Genomic DNA, 23,919 nt, shown 5'->3' on the forward strand with positions numbered 1-23,919 from the left:
CTCATTTCCTCGGGTCGAAGGCATCGCGGGCGGACTCGCCGATGAACACCAGCAGGCTGAGCATCAAGGCCAGCACCGCGAAGGCGCTCATGCCCAGCCAGGGCGCTTGCAGATTGGACTTGCCCTGGGCCACCAGTTCGCCCAGCGACGGCGCGCCGGGCGGCAGGCCGAAGCCGAGGAAGTCCAGGGCGGTCAGGGTGCCGATGGCGCCGGTGAGAATGAACGGCATGAAGGTCATGGTCGAAATCATCGCGTTGGGCAGGATATGCCGGTACATGATCGCGCCGTTCTGCATGCCCAGCGCCCGTGCCGCGCGCACGTACTCAAGGTTGCGCCCGCGCAGGAACTCGGCGCGCACCACATCCACCAGGCTCATCCACGAGAACAGCAGCATGATCCCCAGCAGCCACCAGAAATTCGGTTGCACGAAGCTTGCGAGGATGATCAGCAGGTACAGCACCGGCAGCCCCGACCAGATTTCCAGGAAGCGTTGCCCGACCAGGTCCACCCAGCCGCCGTAAAAACCCTGCAGGGCACCGGCGATCACGCCGATGATCGAGCTGAGGATGGTCAGGGTCAGGGCAAACAACACCGAGATACGGAAACCATAGATGACCCGCGCCAGCACGTCGCGGCCCTGGTCGTCGGTGCCCAGCCAGTTCTGCGCCGACGGCGGGGCGGGGGCCGGGACCTTGAGGTCGTAGTTGATGCTCTGGTAGCTGAACGGGATCGGCGCCCACAGCACGAAGCTGTCCTTGGCGGCGAGCAGTTCGCGGATGTACGGGCTCTTGTAGTTGGCTTCCAGCGGGAACTCGCCGCCGAAGGTGGTTTCCGGGTAGCGCTTGAGCGCCGGGAAATACCATTGGCCGTCGTAGCGCACGGCCAGTGGCTTGTCATTGGCGATCAGCTCGGCGCCCAGGCTCAGGCCGAACAGGATCAGGAACAGCCACAGCGACCACCAGCCGCGGCGGTTGGCCTTGAAGCGCTCGAAGCGCCGGCGATTCAGAGGTGACAGGTTCATCTCAGTGCTCCCGGCTGTCGAAGTCGATACGTGGGTCGACCAGGGTGTAGGTCAGGTCGCCAATCAGCTTCACCACTAGCCCGAGCAGGGTGAAGATGAACAGGGTGCCGAAGACCACCGGGTAGTCGCGGTTGATCGCCGCCTCGAAACTCATCAGGCCCAGGCCATCGAGGGAGAAGATCACCTCGATCAGCAGGGAGCCGGTGAAGAAGATACCGATGAACGCCGACGGGAAACCGGCGATCACCAGCAGCATGGCGTTGCGAAACACATGGCCGTAGAGCACGCGGTTAGGGCTCAGGCCCTTGGCCTTGGCGGTGACCACGTACTGCTTGTTGATCTCGTCGAGGAAGCTGTTCTTGGTCAGCAGGGTCATGGTCGCGAAGTTGCCGATCACCAGGGCGGTGACCGGCAGCACCAGGTGCCAGAAGTAATCGAGCAGCTTGCCGGCGGTGCTCAGCTCGTCGAAATTGTTCGAAGTCAGGCCGCGCAGCGGGAACCAGTCCAGGTAGCTGCCGCCAGCAAACAGCACGATCAGCAAGATGGCGAACAGGAACGCCGGAATGGCGTAGCCGATGATGATCGCCGAGCTGGTCCAGACGTCGAAGTGGCTGCCGTGGCGGGTGGCCTTGGCGATGCCCAGGGGGATCGACACCAGGTACATGATCAGCGTGCTCCACAGCCCCAGGGAGATCGACACCGGCATCTTCTCGACGATCAGGTCGATGACCTTGGCATCACGGAAGAAGCTGTCGCCAAAATCCAGGTGGGCGTAGTTCTTGATCATGATCCATAAGCGTTCCGGCGCCGATTTGTCGAAGCCGTACATCTGCTCGATTTCCTTGATCAGGGCAGGGTCCAGGCCCTGGGCGCCGCGGTAGTTGGAGCCGGCCACCGAGACTTCGGCACCCCCTCCGGCAATCCGGCTGGTGGCGCCCTCGAAGCCTTCAAGCTTGGCGATCATCTGCTCGACCGGGCCGCCTGGGGCGGCCTGGATGATGATGAAGTTGATGATCAGGATGCCCAGCAGGGTCGGGATGATCAGCAGCAAACGGCGAAAGATATAGGCCAGCATGCTATTTCGCCCCTTCGGCCGCTTGCGCCTCGGGCGCCGGGTTCAGCGGTACCACCGGCTCGACATCCGGCTTGATCCACCAGGTGTTGATGCCGATGTCGTATTTGGGCGACACCTTGGGGTGGCCGATGTGGTTCCAGTAGGCCACGCGCCAGGTCTTGATGTGCCAGTTGGGGATCACGTAGAAGCCCCATTGCAGCACCCGGTCGAGGGCGCGCGAATGCTCGATCAGGCTTTGCCGCGAGTCGGCATTGATCAACTGCTCGACCAGGGTGTCGATGGCCGGGTCTTTAAGGCCGATGAAGTTGCGGCTGCCGGGGTTGTCGGCAGCAGCACTCTGCCAGAACTCGCGTTGCTCGTTGCCCGGCGAGTTGGACTGCGGGTAGCCGCCGACGATCATGTCGAAGTCCCGCGAGCGCAGGCGGTTGATGTACTGCGAAACATCGACCCGGCGAATCACCAGGTCGATGCCCAGGTCGGCGAGGTTGCGCTTGAACGGCAGCAGGATGCGTTCGAACTCGGTCTGGGCCAGGAGAAACTCGATCGACACTGGCTTGCCCTGAGCGTCGACCATCTTGTCGTCGACGATGCGCCAGCCGGCGTCCTGCAGCAGCTTGTAGGCTTTGCGCTGCTGTTCGCGGATCATGCCGCTGCCATCGGTGACCGGGTTGGCGAAGGGCTGGGTGAACACCTGGTCGGGGATCTTGCCGCGCAGCGGTTCGAGAATTTTCAGTTCGGCGGCGTCGGGCAGGCCGGTGGCGGCCATGTCGGAGTTCTCGAAGTAGCTGCGGGTGCGGGTGTAGGCGCCGTTGAACAGCTGCTTGTTGGTCCATTCGAAGTCCAGCAGCAGGCTCAGCGCTTCACGTACCCGCACATCCTGGAACAGCGGGCGGCGGATGTTGTAGACGAAGCCCTGCATGCCGGTCGGGTTACCGTTGGGCAGCTCTTCGAGGATCAGGCGTTTCTGCCGTACGGCTGGCACGTCGTAGGCGGTGGCCCAGCTCTTGGCGGCGGTTTCCAGGCGGTAGTCGAACTGGCCGGCCTTGAGCGCTTCGAGGGTGACGGCGCTGTCGCGGTAATAGTCGGTGGTCATCTCGTCGAAGTTGTAAAAGCCGCGATTGACCGCCAGGTCCTTGCCCCAGTAGTCCTTGACCCGCTCGTAGCGAATCGAACGCCCCGGCTTGACCTCGGCGACCTTGTACGGGCCGCTGCCCAGGGGAACTTCGAGGTTGCCCTTGGTGAACTCACGGTTTTCCCAGAAGTGCTTGGGCAACACCGGCAACTGGCCGAGGATCAGCGGCAGCTCGCGGTTGTTGCTGTGCTTGAACTTGAACAATACCCGCTGCGGATCTTCGGCGATCACTTCGGCGACGTCGGCGTAGTAACCGCGGTACAGCGGTGCGCCGTGCTTGATCAGGGTGTTGAAGGTGAACACCACGTCTTCAGCCTGCATCGGCTGGCCGTCATGAAAACGTGCTTCGGGGCGCAGGTAGAAGCGTACCCAGCTGTTGTCCGGAGCTTTCTCGATCTTGCCGGCGACCAGGCCGTACTCGGTGAAGGGCTCATCCAGGCTTTGGGTCATCAGAGTGTCGTAGATCAGGCCGATGTCGTCGGCGGAAACACCCTTGTTGATGAACGGGTTGAGGCTGTCGAAGCCGCCGAAGCCGGCCTGGCGGAAGGTGCCGCCCTTGGGCGCGTCGGGGTTGACGTAGTCGAAGTGCTTGAAGCCTGCCGGGTATTTCGGCGCTTCATCGTAAAGGGTCAGGGCGTGTTGCGGTGCAGCCAGTGCCTGGCCACCGAGGCAGGCCAGCAGCAGTGCGCAGGCCTTCAGGCGCAGGCGGGACATTGGCATCATTGGGCTTTCTCCGAAGGCTTGATCCACCAGCTGTTGAGCCCCAGGGTATAGGGCGGCGTGGCCACAAAGGCAAAGCGATTGCGGTAGGCCAGGCGGTGGTTGTCGAGATACCAGTTGGGAATCATGTAGTACTGCCACAGCAGCACCCGGTCCAGGGCGCGGGCGGCGGCCACTTGGTCTTCACGGCTCTGGGCGGCCAGCAGGGTGTCGAGCAGGTGATCGACCACCGGGTCTTTCACGCCAGCATAGTTCTTGCTGCCCTTGGTCGAGGCCTGGCTTGAGTGAAAGTACAGCCATTGTTCAAGGCCCGGGCTCAGGGTCTGGTTCAGGGTCATCAGAATCATGTCGAAGTCGAACTGGTCCAGGCGTTGTTTGTACTGGGCCCGGTCTACCGTGCGCAAGCGTGCTTCGATGCCAATGCTGGCGAGATTTTCGACATAAGGTTGCAGGATCCGTTCAAGGTTCGGATTGACCAGCAACAGTTCCAGCTTCAAGGGTTGCCCGGCGCTGTTGAGCAGGCGTTGGCCATTGAGCTTCCAGCCGGCCTGGCCAAGCAGCTCGAGGGCCTGGCGCAAGGTCTGGCGGTTGATCCCTCGGCCGTCGGTGTGGCTCACCGAATAGGGCTCGGTGAACAGCGCCGCCGGCAGTTGTTTGCGGTAGGGCGCCAGCAGCAGCCATTCCTTGCCCACCGGCAGGCCGCTGGCGGCGAATTCGCTGTTGGGGTAGTAACTGGTGGCGCGCTGGTAGGCGCTGCTGAACAGGGCGCGGTTGGTCCACTCGAAGTCGAGCATCAGCCCCAGTGCCTGGCGAACCCGCGCATCGCTGAAGGTCGCCCGGCGACTGTTCATGAACAGGCCCTGGGTCTGGGTCGGGATCTTGTGCGGGATCTGTGCCTTGATCACATCGCCGCGGCGCACCGCCGGGAAGTTGTAGCCGTTGGCCCAGTTCTTCGCCTGGTGCTCGATGTAGATGTCGAACTCACCGGCCTTGAAGGCTTCGAAGGCCACTGCGCTGTCGCGATAGAACTCGTACTCGACGCGGTCGACGTTGTACTTGCCGCGGTTCACCGCCAGGTCCTTGCCCCAGTAGTTCTTCACCCGCTCGAACACCAGGCGTCGCCCAGGCTGCACCTGGGTGATGCGGTAGGGGCCACTGCCCAAAGGCGGCTCGAAGGTGGTGGCCTTGAAGTCGCGGCCTTTCCAGTAGTGTGCCGGCAGCACCGGCATCTCGCCCAGGCGCAGGATCAGCAGCGGGTTGCCGGCGCGCTTGAAGACAAAGCGGATGCGTCGCGGGTTGAGGATATCGACGCGTTTGACTTCCTGCAGGTTGGTCCGGTAGATCGGATGGCCTTCCTTGAGCAGGGTGCGATAGGAGAACGCCACGTCGCTGGCGGTAATCGGCTTGCCATCGTGAAAGCGCGCTTCGGGGCGCAGGTTGAACACCACCCAGCTGCGGTCTTCGCTGTACTCGACCGAGCCTGCGATCAGGCCATAGCTTGAAGTGGGCTCATCACCGGAGGGGTCGTACTGGCCGGTGCCGACCATCAGGGTTTCGTTCAGCTCGCTCACCCCGTACTGCAAGAAGTTCGGCGTGGTGACCGGGCTTGAGCCCTTGAAGGTGTAGGGGTTGAGGGTGTCGAAGGTGCCAAATGCCATGGCGCGCAAGGTGCCGCCCTTGGGCGCTTGCGGATTGACCCAGTCGAAGTGGGTGAATTTGGCTGGATACTTGAGCGTGCCGAACTGGGCGTAACCGTGGCTTTCGCTGATTGTTGCGCCCGCGGGAAAGCTCAAGGCCAGGCTGAGTGACAGCAACAGGAGGGGACGTATCAAGTCGAGATCCGATCCAGGCGGCTTGGGCTTTATTCCAGCTACAGTAACAGCTTGTATCGACTGGAAAAAGAGTGCCGCGTGGGGCGGGGCAGGTGGCTCCGGTCAGTGACCGGAGCACGGACCTCAATGGTTCAGGTAGACGGTCAGGGTCTGGCCTGGCTTGAGGGCGTGGCCGCTGCGTGGGTTCCAGCGCTTGAGGTGCTGCATCTCGACGTTGAAGCGCTTGGCCACCAGGTACAGCGAGTCGCCTTTGCGCACCTTGTACTGGGTGGATTTCTTCTGGTTCTTGGCGCCAACCGGCTGGGCGTTCTGCATCACCAAGGTCTGGCCGGCCTTGAGGTTCTTGCCGGAAAGCTTGTTCCAGCGCTGCAAGTCCTTGACGCTGACCTTGTTGGCCTTGGCAATGCTGGCCAGGTTGTCGCCACGCTTGACCCGGTAACGGCTGTTACGGGTTGTGGTGGTGCGCGGCGCGGCTTCGGCCATGGCAGCTTCGAACACGGCCTTTTTCGGCTGCAGGGTCAGCAGTTCTTCAGGCTTCATGTTCGACAGCGAAGCGGTCAGCAGTTGCGCCTTGGCGGTCGGCACCAGCAGTTGCTGCGGGCCGTCGACGGTCATGCGCTTCTTGAAGGCCGGGTTGAGCTGGAACAGTTCGTCTTCGTCGATCTCGGCCAGGGCTGCGACCCGTGACAGGTCGAGGCGGTCCTTGATCGCCACGGCTTCGAAGTAGGGCTCGTTGGCAATCGGGTTGAGGTTGACGCCATAGGCTTGCGGCGTCATCACCACCTGCGACAGGGCCAGCAGCTTGGGCACGTAGTCGCGGGTTTCCTGCGGCAGCGGCAGGTTCCAGTAGTCGGTTGGCAGGCCGAGCTTCTCGTTGCGCTCGATGGCGCGGCTGACCGTGCCTTCGCCGGCGTTGTAGGCGGCCAGGGCCAGCAGCCAGTCGCCGTTGAACATGTCGTGCAGGCGGGTCAGGTAGTCCAGCGCGGCGTTGGTCGAGGCGGTGATATCGCGACGGCCATCGTAGAAGCGGGTCTGGCGCAGGTTGAAGTAGCGCCCGGTGGACGGGATGAACTGCCACAGCCCCACCGCATGGGCCCGGGAGTAGGCCATGGGGTTGTAGGCGCTCTCGATCGCCGGCAGCAGCGCCAGCTCCAGCGGCATGTTGCGCTCTTCGAGGCGTTCGACGATGTAGTGGATGTACAGGCTGCCACGGTCGCCGGCGGTTTCGAGGAACGAAGGATTACTGGCGAACCACAGGCGTTGCTGTTCGATGCGCGGGTTGACCGCAACTCCGTCCTGCAGCACGAAGCCCTGGCGCATGCGCTCCCAGACGTCCTGGGGGGCCTGCTCGACGACCGGCTTGACCGGTACGATCAACGGCTTCTGCTTGGCCCGGGCCTGGTAGTTGTGCGCGCGAACGCTGTCGGATTCGTCGACTTGACGGGTGCTCTGGCAGCCCACGAGGGTGGCGGCCAGGGCCAGCGCACTGGCTTGGGCCAGGCGCGTCAGGGCGACGGAATTGAAGGTTCTGCGGCTAGTGGACGACATTGGCTGGGACGAAGTTCCGGGCAAAAATGTCGGGGGATTCTAGAAAGCGGCCCCCCAACGGTCAACCTTTCAGAACTTTCCGTCACCAGCAGCGGCTGTTTAGAACGTATCTTTCCAAGCACGCAACCCAGCAAAAACAGCACTTGGCGTAGGGTTTAAGTGGTCAATCCGTTCGTCTAGTTTTTCTTTAACGGATGTTTCGGTGGTCCGCAGAAAGGGGTTGGTGAGCTTTTCCAGGGCCAGGGTTGATGGCAACGTGATGCGATCTTGTGCCCTAAGCTGGGTAACGTCGGCGAAGCGTTGGGCAATGTGCGGGTTTTCAGGCTCCACCGCCTGGGCGAAGCGCAGGTTGCTCAGGGTGTATTCGTGGGTGCAATACACCAGGGTGGCGGCGGGCAGCGCGGCCAGGCGCTGCAGGGAGTGGTGCATCTGCTCCGGCGTGCCCTCGAACAGGCGCCCGCAACCGGCGGCGAACAGGGTGTCGCCGCAGAACAGCACCGGGGTGGTTGTTTGCGGGCAATAATAGGCAATGTGTCCCAGGGTGTGTCCAGGCACCGCGATAACCTGGAAATCCAGGCCCAGAACGCGCACGCTGGCGTTGTCCTCCAGGGCCTGGTCACGGCCAGGGATGCGCTCGTGGGCCGGGCCGTAGACGGTCGCGCCGGTGTGGGACTTGAGCTGCTCGACGCCACCGACATGATCGTGGTGGTGATGGGTAATGAGGATGTCGCTCAGTTGCCAGCCGGGATGGCGCTCAAGCCAGGCCAGAACCGGCGCGGCATCGCCTGGATCGACCACCGCGCAACGCTGGTTGGCAGCATCTTGCAACAACCAGATGTAGTTATCGTTGAAAGCGGGCAGGGCATCGATCTGTATCATGGTGCGATTCGCCAAACGGTGGACATGGGTGCATCTTAGTAGCTATGCGCGCTGTCGAGAACCTTCAAGGGAGACTGCAATGACCGATCAAGCCTTCGCCCAGGCCGATCCGCAGTGGCTGGAGCTGATCAGCCTGGCCCGCGACTGGTTCGCCGGCCCGTTGGGGCAAATGATGCTCAAAGAAGAGCAACGCCTGCTCGAAGAGGAACTGGGGCGTTACTTCGGCGGTTACCTGGTGCATTACGGCCCCTGCGCCGAAGCACCGCCCAAGGCCCCGCAGGTGCAGCGTAACGTGCGCCTCGGCGCGCCGCTGCCCGGGGTCGAGATCGTCTGTGAAGAACAGGCCTGGCCACTGAGCGAACATGCCGCCGACGTCGTGGTGCTGCAACATGGCCTGGACTTCAGCCTGTCGCCCCATGGCCTGCTGCGCGAGGCCGCCAGCAGTGTGCGCCCGGGTGGTCATTTGCTGATCGTCGGCATCAACCCCTGGAGCAGTTGGGGCGTACGCCGGGTGTTCGCCCATGATGCCTTGCGCAAGGCGCGCTGCATTTCCCCGTCGCGGGTTGGCGACTGGCTCAACCTGCTGGGTTTCGCGCTGGAGAAACGCCGCTTCGGGTGCTATCGTCCGCCGCTCGCATCCCCCGCCTGGCAACAGCGCCTGGCCGGCTGGGAGCGGATCGCCGGTGGCTGGCAGAGTGCCGGTGGCGGTGTCTACCTGCTGGTGGCGCGCAAGATGGTGGTCGGCCTGCGGCCCCTGCGCCTGGAGCGCCGCGAGCCGATGGGCAAACTGCTGCCGCTGCCGATGGCCAAGGTCAACCGGCGCCATTCCGAACCCTGAGTTCCGGGCCCCCTGGGCGCGGGGCCAAATCATTGATGAAAAAGGCTGTAAATGAGCGATAGCGTCGAAATCTTCACCGATGGTGCCTGCAAGGGCAACCCCGGCCCGGGCGGCTGGGGTGTGCTGATGGTGTGCAAGGGCGTCGAAAAGGAGCTGTGGGGCGGCGAACGCGAGACCACCAACAACCGTATGGAACTGATGGCGGCGATCAAGGGCCTGGAAGCGCTCAAGCGCGAGTGCGAAGTGCTGCTGGTCACCGACTCCCAGTACGTGATGAAAGGCATCACCGAGTGGATGGTCAACTGGAAAAAACGCGGCTGGAAAACCGCCGCCAAAGAACCGGTAAAGAACGCCGACCTCTGGCAGTTGCTCGATGAACAGGTGGGCCGGCACAAAGTGACCTGGAAATGGGTCCGCGGGCATATTGGCCATCATGGCAACGAGCGTGCCGATCAACTGGCTAACCGCGGTGTTGACGAGGTCCGTGGTCTGCGTTGACTACACCGGCCGCCACTCGCCCTTGAGCTGAGGTAGAATGGCCGGCTTTTCACCAGACTGTACGCGGCAGGAGACCATCGGCGTGGAGATTCAGAACAACAGGTCGGTCGTCCTCGACACCGAAACCACCGGTATGCCGGTGACTGACGGCCACCGGGTCATCGAGATCGGTTGTGTCGAGCTGATGGGCCGGCGCCTGACCGGGCGCCATTTCCACGTCTACCTGCAGCCGGACCGCGAAAGTGACGAGGGCGCCATTGGCGTCCACGGCATCACCGACTCCTTCCTGCTCGACAAGCCGCGCTTTGCTGAAGTCGCCGATGAATTCTTCGAGTTCATTCAGGGCGCCCAGCTGATCATCCACAACGCGGCGTTCGACGTTGGCTTCATCAACAACGAATTCGCCTTGCTCGGCCAGCACGATCGCGCCGACATCTCCCAGCACTGCACCATTCTCGACACCCTGATGATGGCCCGCTCGCGTCATCCGGGGCAGCGCAACAGCCTCGATGCGTTGTGCAAACGCTATGGTGTCGACAACTCCGGCCGTGAGCTGCACGGCGCACTGCTCGACTCCGAGCTGCTGGCCGACGTCTACCTGAGCATGACCGGTGGCCAGACCAGCCTGTCGCTGGCCGGCCACGGTGCCGATGGCGAAGAGGAGGGCGACGACAACCGCGGCAGCGAAATTCGCCGCCTGCCTGCCAGTCGCCAGCCGGGGCGGATCATTCGCGCCAGCGAGCAGGAGCTCGAGCTGCACATGGCGCGTCTGGAAGCCATCGCCAAGTCCGCCGGTGGCCCGGCGCTGTGGCAGCAGTTGTCCGAAGCAAACTGAGGCAATTTGCCGCGCAGGGGCGCTGGCGACCTTCTACCCTGAGGTGACAGAGCTGTCACCCGGAGGAAGCGCCCGCCCATGTACAAGGACCTCAAGTTCCCCGTCCTCATCGTGCATCGCGACATCAAGGCCGATACGGTCGCTGGCGAGCGTGTTCGCGCAATTGCCCAGGAGCTGGCCCAGGACGGCTTCACCATCCTGCCGGCCGTCGATTACGCCGAAGGCCGCCTGGTCGCCGCCACCCATCACGGCCTGGCGTGCATGCTGATTGCTGCCGAAGGCGCTGGGGAAAACACTCACCTTTTACAGAACATGGTCGAACTGATTCGCCTGGCCCGGGTGCGTGCACCGCACCTGCCGATCTTCGCCCTGGGCGAGCAGGTGACCCTGGAGAATGCCCCTGCCGATGTCATGAGCGAGCTGAACCAGCTGCGCGGCATTCTCTACCTGTTCGAAGACACCGTGCCGTTTCTCGCCCGCCAGGTGGCGCGGGCCGCGCACAGTTATCTGGATGGCTTGCTGCCGCCCTTTTTCAAGGCGCTGGTACAGCACACCGCGCAATCGAACTACTCATGGCACACCCCCGGCCATGGCGGTGGCGTGGCCTATCGCAAAAGCCCGGTCGGCCAGGCCTTTCACCAGTTCTTCGGCGAGAACACCCTGCGTTCGGACCTGTCGGTGTCGGTCCCTGAGCTGGGCTCGCTGCTCGATCACACCGGGCCGCTGGCGGCCGCCGAGGCGCGGGCGGCAAAGAATTTCGGTGCCGACCATACCTTTTTTGTGATCAATGGCACTTCCACCGCCAACAAGATTGTCTGGCACTCGATGGTCGGTCGAGATGACCTGGTGCTGGTCGACCGCAACTGCCACAAGTCGGTGGTCCACGCGATCATCATGACCGGGGCCATCCCTTTGTACCTGTGCCCGGAGCGCAACGAGCTGGGGATCATCGGGCCAATCCCGCTGAGCGAATTCAGCCAGGCCTCGATTGCCGCCAAGATCAGCGCCAACCCCCTGGCCCGTGGCCTTCCGCCCAGGGTCAAGCTGGCGGTGGTGACCAACTCCACCTATGACGGCTTGTGCTACAACGCCGAGCTGATCAAGCAGGAACTGGGCAACAGTGTCGAGGTGTTGCATTTTGATGAGGCCTGGTATGCCTACGCGGCGTTTCACGAGTTCTTCCGCGGGCGTTACGCCATGGGCACTTCGCGCAGTGCCGACAGCCCGCTGGTGTTCAGCACTCACTCGACCCACAAGCTGCTGGCTGCCTTCAGCCAGGCGTCGATGATCCATGTGCAGGACGGAGGCGCCCGCCAGCTGGACCGCGACCGCTTCAACGAAGCCTTCATGATGCATATTTCCACCTCGCCGCAGTACAGCATCCTCGCCTCGCTGGATGTCTCTTCGGCGATGATGGAAGGCCCGGCCGGGCGCTCCTTGCTGCAGGAAATGTTCGATGAGGCGCTGAGCTTTCGCCGGGCCATGGCCAACCTGCGTGAGCACATGGCCGCTGATGACTGGTGGTTCAGCATCTGGCAGCCGCCGCTGGCGGACGGTGCACGGCGGCTCGCCACCGAAGACTGGCTGTTGCAGCCCCAGGCCGACTGGCACGGTTTCGCTGATGTCAGTGACGATTACGTGCTGCTCGACCCGATCAAGGTCACCCTGGTGATGCCCGGGCTCAGTGCCGGCGGCGCCTTGAGCGAGCATGGCATCCCGGCCGCGGTGGTCAGCAAGTTTCTCTGGGAGCGCGGCTTGGTGGTGGAAAAGACCGGGCTCTACACCTTCCTGGTGTTGTTCTCGATGGGCATCACCAAGGGCAAATGGAGCACGCTGCTGACCGAGTTGCTTGAGTTCAAGCGCAACTACGATGCCAACACCCGCCTGCTCGAATGCCTGCCCTGCGTCGCCCAGCTCGATCCAGTGCGTTACCAGGGCCTGGGCTTGCGCGACCTGTGTGACCAGTTGCACGCTTGCTACCGCAGCAATGCCACGGCCAAGCAACTCAAGCGCCTGTTCACGCGTTTGCCGGAAGTGGTGATGAAACCTGCCGATGCCTATGACCGGATGGTGCGCGGGGAGGTCGAGGCGGTGCCGATCGAGCAGTTGCTCGGGCGCATCGCTGCGGTGATGCTGGTGCCCTATCCGCCGGGCATTGCGTTGATCATGCCGGGGGAGCGCTTTACCGAGGCGACCCGTTCGATCATCGACTACCTGGCCTTTGCTGCTGCCTTCGACAGCGGCTTTCCCGGTTTTGTCGCCGATGTCCATGGGTTGCAGCATGAAACCACAGCGCAGGGACGGGTCTATACCGTCGATTGCATCAAGGCCTGAGCGGGCTCAAGGAATGCGGATGATTTCCACGCCACTCTGGACCAGCTCAAAACGGTCTTCACCCAGGTGGTTGACCCGGTCACCGATTGCCAGCTTGTAGGTGGTAATGGGCAGGGATGCGGCGCTTCCGTCGGCCTGCAGGGTGGCTTCCTGGAACTCATGAACGGGATAGATGCGGCCCTCGGCGTCCCGTGCATGAAACTGTCCGACCAGTACTGCTGTCATTTACCGTACAACCTCTGAAGAAATAAGTATCTGTCAGGCATAGACCACTGTTTTGCCTGGTAAGTTTTGCCTGTATGGAAAAAAACTTCAGGGCCGTGCCGGATCATCTATACCTACAACTCCCTTTGTTCATCACATCAGGAATTTGCCATGAGCCAGGTGTATTCAGTCGCCGTCGTCGTCGGCAGCTTGCGCAAGGAATCCCTCAACCGCAAAGTCGCCCGCGCGCTGGCCGAGCTTGCGCCATCCAGCCTCAAGCTGCACATCGTCGAAATTGGCGAGCTGGCCTTGTACAACGAGGATATCGACGTCAATCCGCCGCAGGCCTACAAAACGTTTCGCGAGCAGATTCGCGGCAGTGATGCGCTGCTGTTTGTCACCCCCGAGTACAACCGCTCGGTGCCGGGAGTGTTGAAAAATGCCATCGATGTGGGCTCGCGGCCCTATGGCCAGAGCGCCTGGAGTGGCAAGCCCGGGGCGGTGATCAGTGTGTCGCCGGGGGCGGTGGGCGGCTTTGGTGCCAACCATCACCTGCGCCAGTCGCTGGTGTTCCTTGATGTGCCGTGCATGCAGCAGCCTGAAGCGTACATCGGTGGGGCGGGAACGCTGTTTGACGACAACGGCAAGCTGTCGGAGAAGACCCGGCCGTTCCTGCAGACCTTTATCGACAAGTTCGCCGTGTGGGTCGCGCGCCACCAGAACTGAGGCATTGCACCGGCCACCTTACTCAAGGCTGGCCGGTGCAAAGGCAGGTTCAACGTTGCTGTTGCCCTGCCAGGTTGGTCAGCGCCTCGATCAGGTTGCTTTCGTTGCGCTTGAACTGTTGCTCCAGCGCGGTGATGCGTGCGGCAATCTGGTCGGGGTTGTCATCCGGATAGAGGTCGTACAGCTCCAGTACCTCGGCCTCGTAGGCAGACTTGAGCGCCATGAAACGATCGGCGTGGCTCTCGCGCAGGTAATCCACCCAGAAGTCCCGCCCCCTGGCGAAGTCGAGGAAGGCCTGGCCGCCTTCGCCCTGGCGTACCTGGTTCAACGCAGCATCCAGTTCCCCGGGGCGAATGTTGGCGGCCGTTCGGTACAACATGTTGCTCGGCGGCACCGGCAGGTCCAGCTCACGGGCCCATTGCAGGCGATAGGCCAGGCGCACTTCGGATTCGTCGCGGCTACCGGCCTGTTCGCGGGCGGCATTGTCCAGAGCCTCCAGCCGGTACAGACGGCGAGTGAGGGCGTACAGGGAACTGCCCCGCTGTTCGGCGGCAACGCCCTGCAGCGATTGACGAATGAACACCTGAATTTCCATCTGGTTGAACGCCAGGCGTATGCCATCGGGGCAAGTGTCGCGCTGCCTGATCTGCTGCAAGGGTTCGGCACCCATGCCGTTGAGGACCAGGCGCAGCTCTGTGTCATTGGCGGCTACCTCGAGCACGCCCCAAACCCGTTCGGTAAGGCCATTGCGGCTACCAGCATCGCGATAGTCGGCGCTGTGCTGCAGATGGCTGATGACCCCCAGCAGGTCGCTGGCGTCTGCGCCGTCTTCGATCTGTTGCCAGATACCTCTGCGTATCGCACTGCGGTCCTCGGCACCGCTTAGCCAGACATCCGCACCGGATTCGGCTTCTTCAGGGGAAGAGGGGGAAGGCTCGCTTGAATAGTGTGGTTCACGCTCCAGGGCACGGATATCGGGCGGCAAGTCCATATAGAAGTCGTAGGCGCGATTGAAACCTTCGGACAAGTGCGCGCGACGCATGCTCTCGTGGCTCAGCGGGTTGCCGGTCAGGGAAATTTCAGTGTGATGTTCTTCAGTGCGTGGGTTCGCGAGAATTCGCTCGGGCAGTTCGCGCAACTGGTTGCCAACCAGCGACAGGCGTTGCATCGGACCGGGCAGCAGCGTCTCCAGCCATTGCGGCCAGGTTTGCAGGCCGACATTGTTGAGGCTCAACTGCTCGATGTTGCGCAATGCAGAGGCATCGGTAATCTCGCCGATAACATTTGCGTCAAGTTGCAGTTGAGTCAGCCCTGGCATGAGTTGCAGCGTTGCCAGCGCCGACTGATCGATGTTCAAGCCCAGGTCGATCAGGCTCAGGTGTTCCAGCATCCGCAATTGCGGCACCGCCGCATTCAAGCTGCCCAGCGGGGTGTCATGCCCTTCGATGTGCAAACTGTCCAGGTAAGGAAAGTCACTGAGAAACTGGTGCAATTCACTGGCATGGGTCCCCACGCGCAGAAGCTGCAGCCTGCGCAGGCGATGATAGAAAAACGCCGGCAATCGCCTGGGGAAGTCGTTCAAGGCAATTGCCTCGACGCGCAAGGCGCCAACGTGGCCATGTGTTGGTTCGTGGCTCCACAAGTCGTGCACCAGGCGGCCCAGGCGGCGCCTGGAGGCAATCTGTTCATCGCGTAGCGGTGCGCCTGAGTGGGACGCTTCGGCCCACTGCACAAAGGCTTCATCCAGCTCCGCACGTTCCTGGGTCATGACATCCAGGATGGCGCGAAGATTCTCTGCAATGGTCAGTTCAAAGCTGAAGCGTCTGCCTTCACCTTCACTCAGACGCATGCGGATCAGGGTGTCCCGCGAAAGCTCGTTGTTCAGTAACGAAACCCGGGTGTGATGCCCGCTACCGATGGGGTTTTCCAGCACGGCGGCGGGTACCGTGGTGATCTGGTTGTCGGCCAGGGAGACTTCGGCAATTGCATTCAGGTTGGCGCTGTCGAGCCACTGTGGCCAGCTGCGAAGGCTGGTGCGGTTCAGCCCCAGGTACTGCAGGTTCAAGCCGCTGAGGTCGATGTTGCCGAGTATGTTGAGGGTGTTGCCGCTCAGGTCCAGGCGTTGAAGCTGGCTGAAACCCCGGTAGAGGTTGATTTCGGCCTGGCCGATGTACAACCGGGTATCGATCAGGCTCAGTTCGCGCAGTTGCGGGTAATGTTCCAGCACCGTCTGGCCGATGAAGGGATAGCTGGGTTGGCCAAAGCTCTGGCCGAAAAGCACTGACTTTACCTGGGGGAGGTGTTGGAAGAAGCGGCCCAGTATGTTGCGCTCGTTGTCCAGGTCGATCAGCGGATTGCCCGGCGCAACGTCAGGGTTCACGTTCCACAGTTGCAGCTCCTGCACGCGCTGCTGGATGAAATCGGGCAATTGCGCAGGGAAGTCGATCAGGTAAACGTCTGCGAGTTGCAACGCGGTGGTGGCTTGACTCAGTTCGGGCAGGTTGTTGGCGCGCCAGTGACGCCACAACGCCTCGGCGATGCGTGTGCGGCTGTTCATGCGCGCAGCGCTCAAGGGCGGCATTGAACTGGCGGCATCGGTCCAGTTGGAAAGGTGATCGCGCAGGCTCTGTTGCTCTGCAAGTAACTGATCCAGGCGCTGGTCGATGTCCGCACGGCTCCACTGCGCGTCGTAGAACATCTGCAGGATCTGCTCGGGAAAGGCGTGCTCGAATTCAAGCAGACGGATCTTGTCCAGCAGCGTCTCTTCAAGGATGAAGCCCGCCAGCCTGCCGCGTCCGCTCAACGGGAAACCAAGCCTGCCATCGGCCAGGCGCATCGGGGAGCGGGCGCCGGGCTTGAGCGCTTGCATCTTCAGCACGGCTCTCAAGCTGTGCCGGGCCAGTAGCGGTTGCGACTGTACGGCCTGTTTGAGCGCTGCGTGCTGGCTGACGTCGGCAAAGCCCAGGGCACTGCGTTGGGCGTCCGGCAGCGCGTGCAGGACTGTGGCATAAAGGTTGTCACGGCCATGCAATTGGCGTCCGTCGGCCTCGTAGGTGCGGTAGGTGGTGCCATCGCTGACCAGGATCTTGCGAATGGGCGCTTCGCTGCTGCCGATGCTGTCGAGTAGCGCCCCCTGGGTTGAACCCTCGCGGACCTCCAGGCGTACGTCGGTGGACCAGCCGTATAGAGTGCCCAGGGTATGCAGCGCCAGCCGCTCGCTGTCGGAACTGCTGCCAGCGTCCAGATACAGCCCTTCATACGCACGATTCAGACGCAGCTTATGCTGGTAGGCACGGGCTTCTTCGCCAATTCGTACAGGAATGCGCGCATTGACACGCAATTGTTCAAGTTCTGCCGGGCTGGCGTGGCGCAGCAGTTCCTCGACCACCACCGTGGGCAGGCCGCTGAAGGATTGCTGGACCTGCAGCACCGGGCCAGCGTCGGTTTTTTGCAGTGCCTGGTAGCGTTCATTGAACAGTCGGGTTTTGTGGGTTTTTGCCTGGGTCGCCAGTTGTTGCTGTAACTGGCGTTTCGCTGTGGTGAAGTTGGGCTCGCCTGAACCCAGCGGGTGTTGCAGCAGTCCTTCGAGCTCTGCCTTGGTCATTTGCCGCATCAGTGCATCGAGAACGTCATCACCACCGAGCCGCACCTGCAGGGGGCGGGGCAGCGCATTGCCACTTTGGCTGTGGTACTGCGCAAGCACCTTACCCTGCTCATCGAGCACGGTCAGCGCTTGGCCGTTCGGCCAGCCGTGCGCCTCGGCCAGTAGTTGCAGTTGCAGGGCCGGTTCGGCGTGCGGATCTCCTGCCTCCAGTAGCTGGGTGAAGCGGTCAAGCTCATGTTCCAGACGGAAGCGGTGTAGCGTGTCGCTGAACAGGGCGGGTGGGTGCAGGCCTTCGCTCAATGCGTGACGCAGTTGTGCCTGATGGGTTTCGCTGACGCGCATGATGGTGCTGGCGACTTCATCGGAGAACTCGGCGCCGGCATGTCCGAGCCGTCGAAACAGGCGGATGCCTTCCCACTCAAGCGGCTGGTCGGTAACCTGCAGCCAGGCGCCTGCCTGGTTATGGCGCAAAGGCGGCTCGTAGGCGCCCATGCGCCACGGATGTTCCAGCCGGTAGGGCGCGCTGGCAGCGGGCGGCTTGACCGCGTAGGTGCGGCCTTCGAGCACCAGCCATTGTCGGCCCTGGTAGTCGTAGAGCCCGGAGGCATTGGGTTGCAACTCGGCGGGTAGCCTGACGTCTTGGGCGAATGGCTGCAGGTCGGGTTTCCACAGGCGCGTGCTGCCATCGGCCAGTTGCACGCTCTGCATCTGCCTGACCAGCTCAGGGGCTGGTACCGCAGCGCCGCCCCCTGCCGCCGAGAGGCCTCCCAGGGCGGCGATCATCGCCAGGTTTTCGACCACATCCATCAGGTAGCCCCAGGCTTGCTGGCTCTCGCCCCTGGCCAGGCTCTCGATGCCTTCATAGACTTCGTTGCACAGTTGTACGGCGGTGACGGCCAGCATCACCTCGCCGAGCACCGGCACCACGAACGCGGCGATATTGAGCACGTTGAGCGTAGTCTGGACAAAGTACAGCAGCTTGTCTTGCAGCGACTTGTGGTCCTCGGCGGCCGTGGGCACGCCGTGAAACAGGGCATCGTCCTTGAGCTGGGTGATTTTTTGCTGGTACAGCGCGTTGAGCAGGTTGCCGAAAAAGGTACCTTCGCGCAGGTGCAGGCTGGCGTTGCGGTCGAGTTTTTCTTCGTAGTAGCCCGCGGCACTGTTCCAGACCTTGGGATAGAAAGCCTGGTGCAGGCGAGCAAACAACCGCGCGCGCTGGCGTGCAGGTACAAATCGGGCAAAGAGCTGCTGGTAGTCCGGCTTCAGAAAGCTGTCACGCAGGGACGCGAAAAAGTGCGCAAGCGAGGGGTACTCCCTGAGCGGGTCGTAGGGGTCATCGGGAATGTAGACCACGACCTTTTCGCTGTGCTGGCTGGCACTGCGGTCTATTTACCGAAGACAACGATGGCGCTGAGTTCGACATCCCAGAGTTTGAGAAAGTTACGGGTTATCGTTATCCCGTCCAGGGTTGCCGGTTTGTTTCGAGCGATATCCAGCAATACGCCATGCATCTGCGGGCTGATGGTTTTTTTCAACCGCGCAATGTGCGTATGCAGGAGGAACGTCGATTGCTCGAGCTGTTTGAAGTCGGCGCGCACGTTGGCGCTGGCGGCGTCGGCAGCATCACCAGCAGCGGACTCCGGGTTGAGTACGCGGTGTATCAACTGTTGGTAGGTACCGCCCAGGTCAAGTTCGCGGCACAGGGCAGCAAACTGCTCGGGAACGATTTTCAGCGGCGACTCGTCGGGGTAGCGCCCGGGCCGGTTGAGTGCCGGGTCGGAGTAGTAGATGCGCGAGGCGATCGATGTCCGCCCGCGATCGTCAGTCATGGCGCCCGGCGCGGCTTCCCAGGCTTCGAAGTTCTGCAGGGCACAGGCCAGCAGCGACTGGGTGGCAGCTTTGATCGCGGCACCAGCCTTGACCGCTGGATCCTGCGACAACGTCAGGAAAGAGCCGTCGCTGACCACGCGCCGGGCATGGAACAGATAACTGTTGTGCACATCGACATCCAGGCCGAATCGCTCCTGCAGCTTGGCTTTCAACAAGGGTTCGGCATAGGACTCGATGGCCGGAAGTGCGGCAAGTATCTCGTGGACCCGCTGCTCGTGGCGGCGATGGCGGATATACACCCTTTGCAGCTGTTCCAGTGTCTGCGCATCGGTATGCCGTGCATCAGCCAGCCAGGGCAATGTCTGCACGTCGACCTTGCGTAGCGCAGCATGAGTGGCGGCAGGGGCGCTGATCAGCCACGCGGGTAGCTTGCTTGAGATGGGTGTGAAATCGGTTGGTCGGGTAGGGGAGCTGAGGTCAACAGACATGAATTAAAACCTTCTTCCTTGAGGTGTAGGCACTGAGCGTACGGTGGAAAGCTCAAGGGAAAAAGTTTGAATGTTGGTTGGGAAAGTCGGTGAAAAGATCGTGAATTTGCGGCAATAACGACTATATCTAACACCTTTTGTCACTTGCCCGGGGCGGCATGAGCAAACAGGCAGGTCAAGTTGGGTAACTTGTCCTGCCTGTTTAGATTGCTGGGTCAATCAGCTGTGCAACGTGCTTACACGGCCTGCGGCATTTCCCCACGAGCCAGGCGCTTGTTGATATCAGCGATCACCTCTGGCAGTTCGTTGATGGTGTCGATCAGGTAGTGCGGGCGCGAGCCTGCGAACAACGCATGAATGCGCTTGCGCTCGCTATCGAGGGTGTCCGAGGCCAGGGCGCGGTAGCCTTCGTAGGTCAGTCCCAGGGCGTTGCCCGAGCACACCAGCGCTACCGTCCACATGCCGGCGCGCCGGCCTTCGAGGATGCCTGGCACGGTGTCGTCGACCTTGACGCAGGCAGCGACATCATCGATGCCCAGGGCAATCACGTTGGCCAGGGCCTGGGCCGGCCAGGGGCGGCCGTTCGGGGTTTCGTCGGTGGCCACCACGTGATCGGCGACGTAGCCGTTCTGCGCGGCCAGTGCCACCACCTTGTCCATCACCACTTTCGGATAGCCCGAGCACGAGCCGATCTTCAGACCGTCTTGGCGCAGCTCGGTGAGGGTGTCTAGGGCGCCGGGGATCAGCGCCGAGTGCACGGCGATCTTCTCGATCTGCAGTGGCATGAAGCGCTCATAGATGGCAGTGACGTCCGCGTCGGTCGGCGTGCGGCCGAACACCTTGCGGTAGCGCTCGGCGATCAGCGGCTGGTCACACAGGGTGCGGATATGGTCCCACTTGCCCATGCCCATCGGCCCGCGGGCTTCCTCGATAGACACTTCGACGTCGAACTCGGCGAACGCCTCGACAAAGATCTGGGTTGGGGCAAAGGAGCCAAAATCGACCACGGTGCCGGCCCAGTCGAGGATCGCGGCTTGCAGTTGCGTCGGGGTGTTGTAGTTCATGTTCAGGGTTCCTTGAGCGGGTGGTTGCGCTGATCGGGTAAAAAGGCTTCGGGGTATCAGATGTCCAGCACTTCCATTTCCCGCAGCACCTGAGCCACGGCATCGACCGCGGCCTGCATGCCGTCCGGGCCGACGCAGCCGATGCAGCCGACGCGGAAGGTTTCGACCTGGGTCAACTTGCCCGGGTAGAGGATGAAACCCTTGGCCTTGACCCGCTCGTAGAAGTCCTTGAACTGGTAGCGCGGATCGTTCGGGGCATGGAAGGTGACGATGATCGGCGCCTGAATCTCGGCGGGCAGGAAGCTGCGCAAGCCAATGGCGGCCATGCCGTCGAGCAGGGTCTTGCAGTTGCTGGCATAGCGCTGGTGGCGGGCCGGCAGGCCGCCTTGTTCGTTGTACTGCAGCAAGGCCTCGTGCAGCGCCGCCACCACATGAGTTGGTGGGGTGAAGCGCCACTGGCCGGTCTTGGCCATGTAGGCGTGCTGGTCATGCAGGTCCATGGCCAGCGACGGCGAGTTGCCTTCGGCGGCGGCCAGCGACTGTTTGTTGGCAAAGACGAAGCCCATGCCAGGCACGCCTTCCAGGCATTTACCGGAGGCGGCGATGAGGGCATCGAATGGCACCTGGCGGGCATCGATCGGCAAGGCGCCGAACGAGCTCATGGCATCGATGATCAGGCGTTTGCCGTGGCCGGCGATAACCGCGGCAATCTCTGCCAGCGGGTTGAGAATACCGGTGCTGGTTTCGCAGTGAATCAGTGCCACGTGGGTAATGCTGCTGTCGGCGCTCAGCAGACGGTCGACGTCAGCGGCAGTGGTCGGCTGGTCTTCGGCGGTTTCGAAGGTGCTGCAGGCGCGACCCAGCACCTTGCAGATCTTTGCCAGGCGCTGGCCGTAGGCGCCGTTGATCAGTACCAGGACCTTGCCGTCGCGGGGCACCAGGGTGCCGATGGCCGCTTCCACGGCAAAGGTGCCGCTGCCTTGCAGGGGCACGCAATGGTGGCTGTCGGCACCGTTGACGATGGCCAGCAGTTGCTCGCAGAGGCTGGCGGTGAGCTGGTTGAAGTCGCGGTCCCATGAACCCCAGTCGACCATCATCGCTTGGCGGGTACGGGCCGAGGTGGTCAGGGGGCCAGGGGTCAGCAGGATAGGGGCGTTACTCATTCCGGTAGTCCTCGCAAGCGGTGGGCTGAATCTACGGGGCCTACGTTGCAATTCCGTGCCTTATCAATCAAATTGTTTGTTGTTATGCCAGTCATAAGTCAGGCCGATAGATATGAACCTGTTCCAGCTCCGCGCCTTCGATGCCGTGGCCCGTGAGGGCAGTTTTACCCGCGCCGCCGCCCGCCTGTTCATCAGCCAGCCGGCGGTGACCGGGCATGTCAAGGCGCTTGAGGAGCACTACCAGATCACCTTGCTGCGCCGCACGGCGCGACGTGTCGAGCTGACCGAGGAGGGCATTCGCCTGGCGGCGATCACCCGCGCGATGTTTGGCCTTGCCGAAGAAGCCCAGGCGATGCTCGAGGCCAACCGCCAGTTGCTCACCGGGCGCCTGGAAGTGGCCGCCGACGGCCCGCACCGGGTCATGCCGATGCTTGCGCAGCTGCGCGCGCGGTATCCGGGGATCACTGTCAACCTGCGTCTGGGCAACGCCCAGGAAACCCTGGCGGCGCTGCTCAGCGAGCATGCCGATGTCGCGGTGATGACCGAGGTCGAGTCGCGCAAGGGCCTGCACCTGCAAAGCCTGGGCGATTCACGGATCTGCGCCTTGCTGCCGGCCGGGCATGCCTGGGCGGCCAGCGCCGAGGAATTGCCCCTTGGCGAGCTGGACCGGCAGATCATGGTACTGCGCGAACCCAGTTCGATTACCCGCCGCACCTTCGATCAGGCCTGCCGCGATGCCCAGGTGCAGCCGCGCGTGCTGCTGGAGCTCGACAGCCGCGAGGCGGTGACTGAAGCGGTAGCGGCCGAGCTGGGCATCGGTATCGTTTCGTCGCTGGAGATCAGCCATGACCCGCGGGTGGTGGCGCGGCCCATCGGCGCAGCGGGGCTGATCAACCAGCACATGATCGGCTGCCTGGAGCGACGCCGCGAACTGCGCCTGATCCAGGCGTTTCTCAGCCTGGCGGCAGCGGTATGAGGCGGGGCTGGTTTTTTCCCGGCGGGCCCCTAAGATGGCGGGCAAACACTACAGGCAAGGCGAACGACTGCTGATGGCGGAGAAAGACACCATCTCCATGCAACTGGTGCGCGAGGCGCTGCTGCAAAGCTGCGCCCCCGGCGCCGCGAGCCAGGCCCTGCTCAGTCGTGTGGGGATCGACCCCGAACAGTTGCAGCAGGCCGATGCGCGGGTGCCCGCCGGGGCCTACGCGCAGCTCTGGCGGCTGCTGGCTCGTCGTTGCCACGATGAGTTCTTCTGCATGGACCCGCGTGGCCTGCGCACGGGCAGCCTGGCCTTTGTGTGCCGCTCGTCCATGGCCCAGCCCACGTTGGGCGCCGGGCTTGAAAGCGCCCTGGCGTTTCTCGGGCTGATGCTCGAGCACCTGCAGCCGGCGCTGGTGCGCCAGCAAAGCCTGGCGGAGATCGTCATCGGCGAGCCCCGGGATGAGCCGCGCCGGGCCTTCACCTACTTCACCTTCTGGATGATTGTGCATGGCGTCGCCTGCTGGCTGGCCGGGCGGCGCATCCCGATCCTGGCCATTGAGCTGCGTTGTGCCGAGCCGCCGTTTTGCGACGATTACCGGGTGATGTTCTCGGAGAACCTGCAGTTTGACCGGCCACGCACGCGGATGATCTTTGCCGCCGATTGCCTGGACCTGCCGCTCAAGCGCACGCCGGAAGAGCTGCAGCGCTTTCTGGCCGAGGCGCCGGCCAATATTCTGGTCAAGTACCGCGACCCGGCGAGCCTGGCGCGGCGGATCAAGGAATCGCTGCGCCAGCTTCCCGCCGGTGATTGGCCGGAAACCGAGGCCCAGGCCCAGCAACTGTGCATATCGGCCTCGACCCTGCGTCGACGCCTGGCCGAGGAGGGCGCCACCTACCAGGGCCTCAAGGACAGTGTACGCAAGGAGCTGGCAATCGCCTGGCTGGCCCAGGAACAGATAAGCTTCGCCGAAATCGCCGAGCGCCTGGGGTTTGCTGACAGCAGCTCGTTCTACAAGGCCTTTCGCAAGTGGTATGGCTGCAATCCGGGCCACTATCGGGCATTGATCGGCCAGGGTGAAACGCCTCTCGCTGCCAGTGATGGTTAAGCGTTTCTAGGCTGGAGGATTGCCATTCCCCCAGGACCTTG

General features: G+C 62.7%; 18 protein-coding genes. 7 read left to right on the forward strand and 11 right to left on the reverse strand.

What is annotated here, in order from left to right:
* Nucleotide 1: 1 nt before the first annotated feature.
* The 6 genes from ACZ9A3_RS05755 to gloB all read right to left on the reverse strand — a co-directional run bounded on the left by ACZ9A3_RS05755 (nt 2) and on the right by gloB (nt 8,207).
* Nucleotides 2-1,021 carry an ABC transporter permease gene (locus tag ACZ9A3_RS05755; RefSeq protein WP_476252218.1) on the reverse strand — a complete coding sequence of 340 codons (1,020 nt, stop codon included), beginning with the start codon at nt 1,019-1,021 and terminating at the stop codon, nt 2-4.
* Between the two features lies 1 nt (nt 1,022).
* Nucleotides 1,023-2,096: a microcin C ABC transporter permease YejB gene (locus tag ACZ9A3_RS05760; protein ID WP_045202116.1), complete on the reverse strand. Its 1,074-nt coding sequence runs from the start codon at nt 2,094-2,096 to the stop codon at nt 1,023-1,025.
* Nucleotide 2,097: 1 nt separating this feature from the next.
* A complete protein-coding gene (locus ACZ9A3_RS05765; RefSeq protein WP_093385230.1) occupies nt 2,098-3,951 on the reverse strand; it encodes an extracellular solute-binding protein in 1,854 nt (617 codons plus the stop codon).
* Nucleotides 3,948-5,777 carry an extracellular solute-binding protein gene (locus ACZ9A3_RS05770; RefSeq protein ID WP_195885971.1) on the reverse strand — a complete coding sequence of 610 codons (1,830 nt, stop codon included), beginning with the start codon at nt 5,775-5,777 and terminating at the stop codon, nt 3,948-3,950. The genes ACZ9A3_RS05765 and ACZ9A3_RS05770 overlap by 4 nt, the downstream gene beginning before the upstream one ends.
* 126 nt (nt 5,778-5,903) lie before the next feature.
* On the reverse strand, nt 5,904-7,328 hold the full coding sequence (locus ACZ9A3_RS05775; RefSeq protein ID WP_093385225.1) for a LysM peptidoglycan-binding domain-containing protein: 1,425 nt from the start codon (nt 7,326-7,328) through the stop codon (nt 5,904-5,906).
* Nucleotides 7,329-7,427: 99 nt separating this feature from the next.
* Nucleotides 7,428-8,207, reverse strand: coding sequence for a hydroxyacylglutathione hydrolase (gene gloB, locus ACZ9A3_RS05780; RefSeq protein ID WP_045202110.1), 780 nt, complete (start codon nt 8,205-8,207; stop codon nt 7,428-7,430).
* A 79-nt stretch (nt 8,208-8,286) separates the two neighbouring features.
* On the opposite strand from gloB, the gene ACZ9A3_RS05785 reads away from it, so the two are divergent.
* From ACZ9A3_RS05785 to ACZ9A3_RS05800, 4 genes are all read left to right on the forward strand, one after another.
* Nucleotides 8,287-9,045, forward strand: coding sequence for a class I SAM-dependent methyltransferase (locus ACZ9A3_RS05785; RefSeq protein ID WP_045202108.1), 759 nt, complete (start codon nt 8,287-8,289; stop codon nt 9,043-9,045).
* A 51-nt stretch (nt 9,046-9,096) separates the two neighbouring features.
* A complete protein-coding gene (rnhA, locus tag ACZ9A3_RS05790) occupies nt 9,097-9,543 on the forward strand; it encodes a ribonuclease HI (RefSeq protein ID WP_045202106.1) in 447 nt (148 codons plus the stop codon).
* A gap of 37 nt (nt 9,544-9,580) precedes the next feature.
* Nucleotides 9,581-10,378 (forward strand): DNA polymerase III subunit epsilon, encoded by a 798-nt coding sequence (dnaQ, locus tag ACZ9A3_RS05795; protein WP_082075525.1) that lies wholly within the window; start codon nt 9,581-9,583, stop codon nt 10,376-10,378.
* Between the two features lie 78 nt (nt 10,379-10,456).
* Nucleotides 10,457-12,712: an Orn/Lys/Arg family decarboxylase gene (locus ACZ9A3_RS05800; RefSeq protein ID WP_093385210.1), complete on the forward strand. Its 2,256-nt coding sequence runs from the start codon at nt 10,457-10,459 to the stop codon at nt 12,710-12,712.
* 6 nt (nt 12,713-12,718) lie between these two features.
* Here the strand turns inward: ACZ9A3_RS05800 and ACZ9A3_RS05805 are convergent, their stop codons facing one another.
* Complete coding sequence (locus tag ACZ9A3_RS05805) at nt 12,719-12,937, reverse strand: hypothetical protein (RefSeq protein WP_038996154.1); 219 nt, start codon at nt 12,935-12,937, stop codon at nt 12,719-12,721.
* 150 nt (nt 12,938-13,087) lie between these two features.
* Between ACZ9A3_RS05805 and ACZ9A3_RS05810 the strand changes: the two genes are divergently transcribed.
* Complete coding sequence (locus ACZ9A3_RS05810; protein WP_093385206.1) at nt 13,088-13,642, forward strand: NADPH-dependent FMN reductase; 555 nt, start codon at nt 13,088-13,090, stop codon at nt 13,640-13,642.
* Nucleotides 13,643-13,691: 49 nt separating this feature from the next.
* On the opposite strand, the gene ACZ9A3_RS05815 is transcribed toward ACZ9A3_RS05810, so the two are convergent.
* The 4 genes from ACZ9A3_RS05815 to ACZ9A3_RS05830 form a co-directional block, all read right to left on the reverse strand.
* Complete coding sequence (locus ACZ9A3_RS05815; RefSeq protein WP_476252219.1) at nt 13,692-18,599, reverse strand: NEL-type E3 ubiquitin ligase domain-containing protein; 4,908 nt, start codon at nt 18,597-18,599, stop codon at nt 13,692-13,694.
* A gap of 32 nt (nt 18,600-18,631) precedes the next feature.
* Nucleotides 18,632-19,564, reverse strand: a complete 933-nt coding sequence (locus ACZ9A3_RS05820) for a dermonecrotic toxin domain-containing protein (protein WP_476252220.1) — start codon at nt 19,562-19,564, stop codon at nt 18,632-18,634.
* A 236-nt stretch (nt 19,565-19,800) separates the two neighbouring features.
* Entirely contained in the window at nt 19,801-20,628 is an 828-nt protein-coding gene (phnX, locus tag ACZ9A3_RS05825; protein WP_476252221.1) for a phosphonoacetaldehyde hydrolase, read from the reverse strand.
* 56 nt (nt 20,629-20,684) lie between these two features.
* A complete protein-coding gene (locus ACZ9A3_RS05830; protein ID WP_093385185.1) occupies nt 20,685-21,791 on the reverse strand; it encodes a 2-aminoethylphosphonate--pyruvate transaminase in 1,107 nt (368 codons plus the stop codon).
* Nucleotides 21,792-21,903: 112 nt separating this feature from the next.
* On the opposite strand from ACZ9A3_RS05830, the gene ACZ9A3_RS05835 reads away from it, so the two are divergent.
* Complete coding sequence (locus ACZ9A3_RS05835; RefSeq protein WP_045202095.1) at nt 21,904-22,767, forward strand: LysR substrate-binding domain-containing protein; 864 nt, start codon at nt 21,904-21,906, stop codon at nt 22,765-22,767.
* A 73-nt stretch (nt 22,768-22,840) separates the two neighbouring features.
* The gene (locus tag ACZ9A3_RS05840; RefSeq protein WP_476252222.1) at nt 22,841-23,878 is read left to right on the forward strand and encodes an AraC family transcriptional regulator; all 1,038 of its coding nucleotides are present in this window, start codon (nt 22,841-22,843) and stop codon (nt 23,876-23,878) included.
* The last annotated feature ends 41 nt before the right edge of the window (nt 23,879-23,919 follow it).

This window comes from Pseudomonas sp. TE4620, from assembly GCF_056279045.1.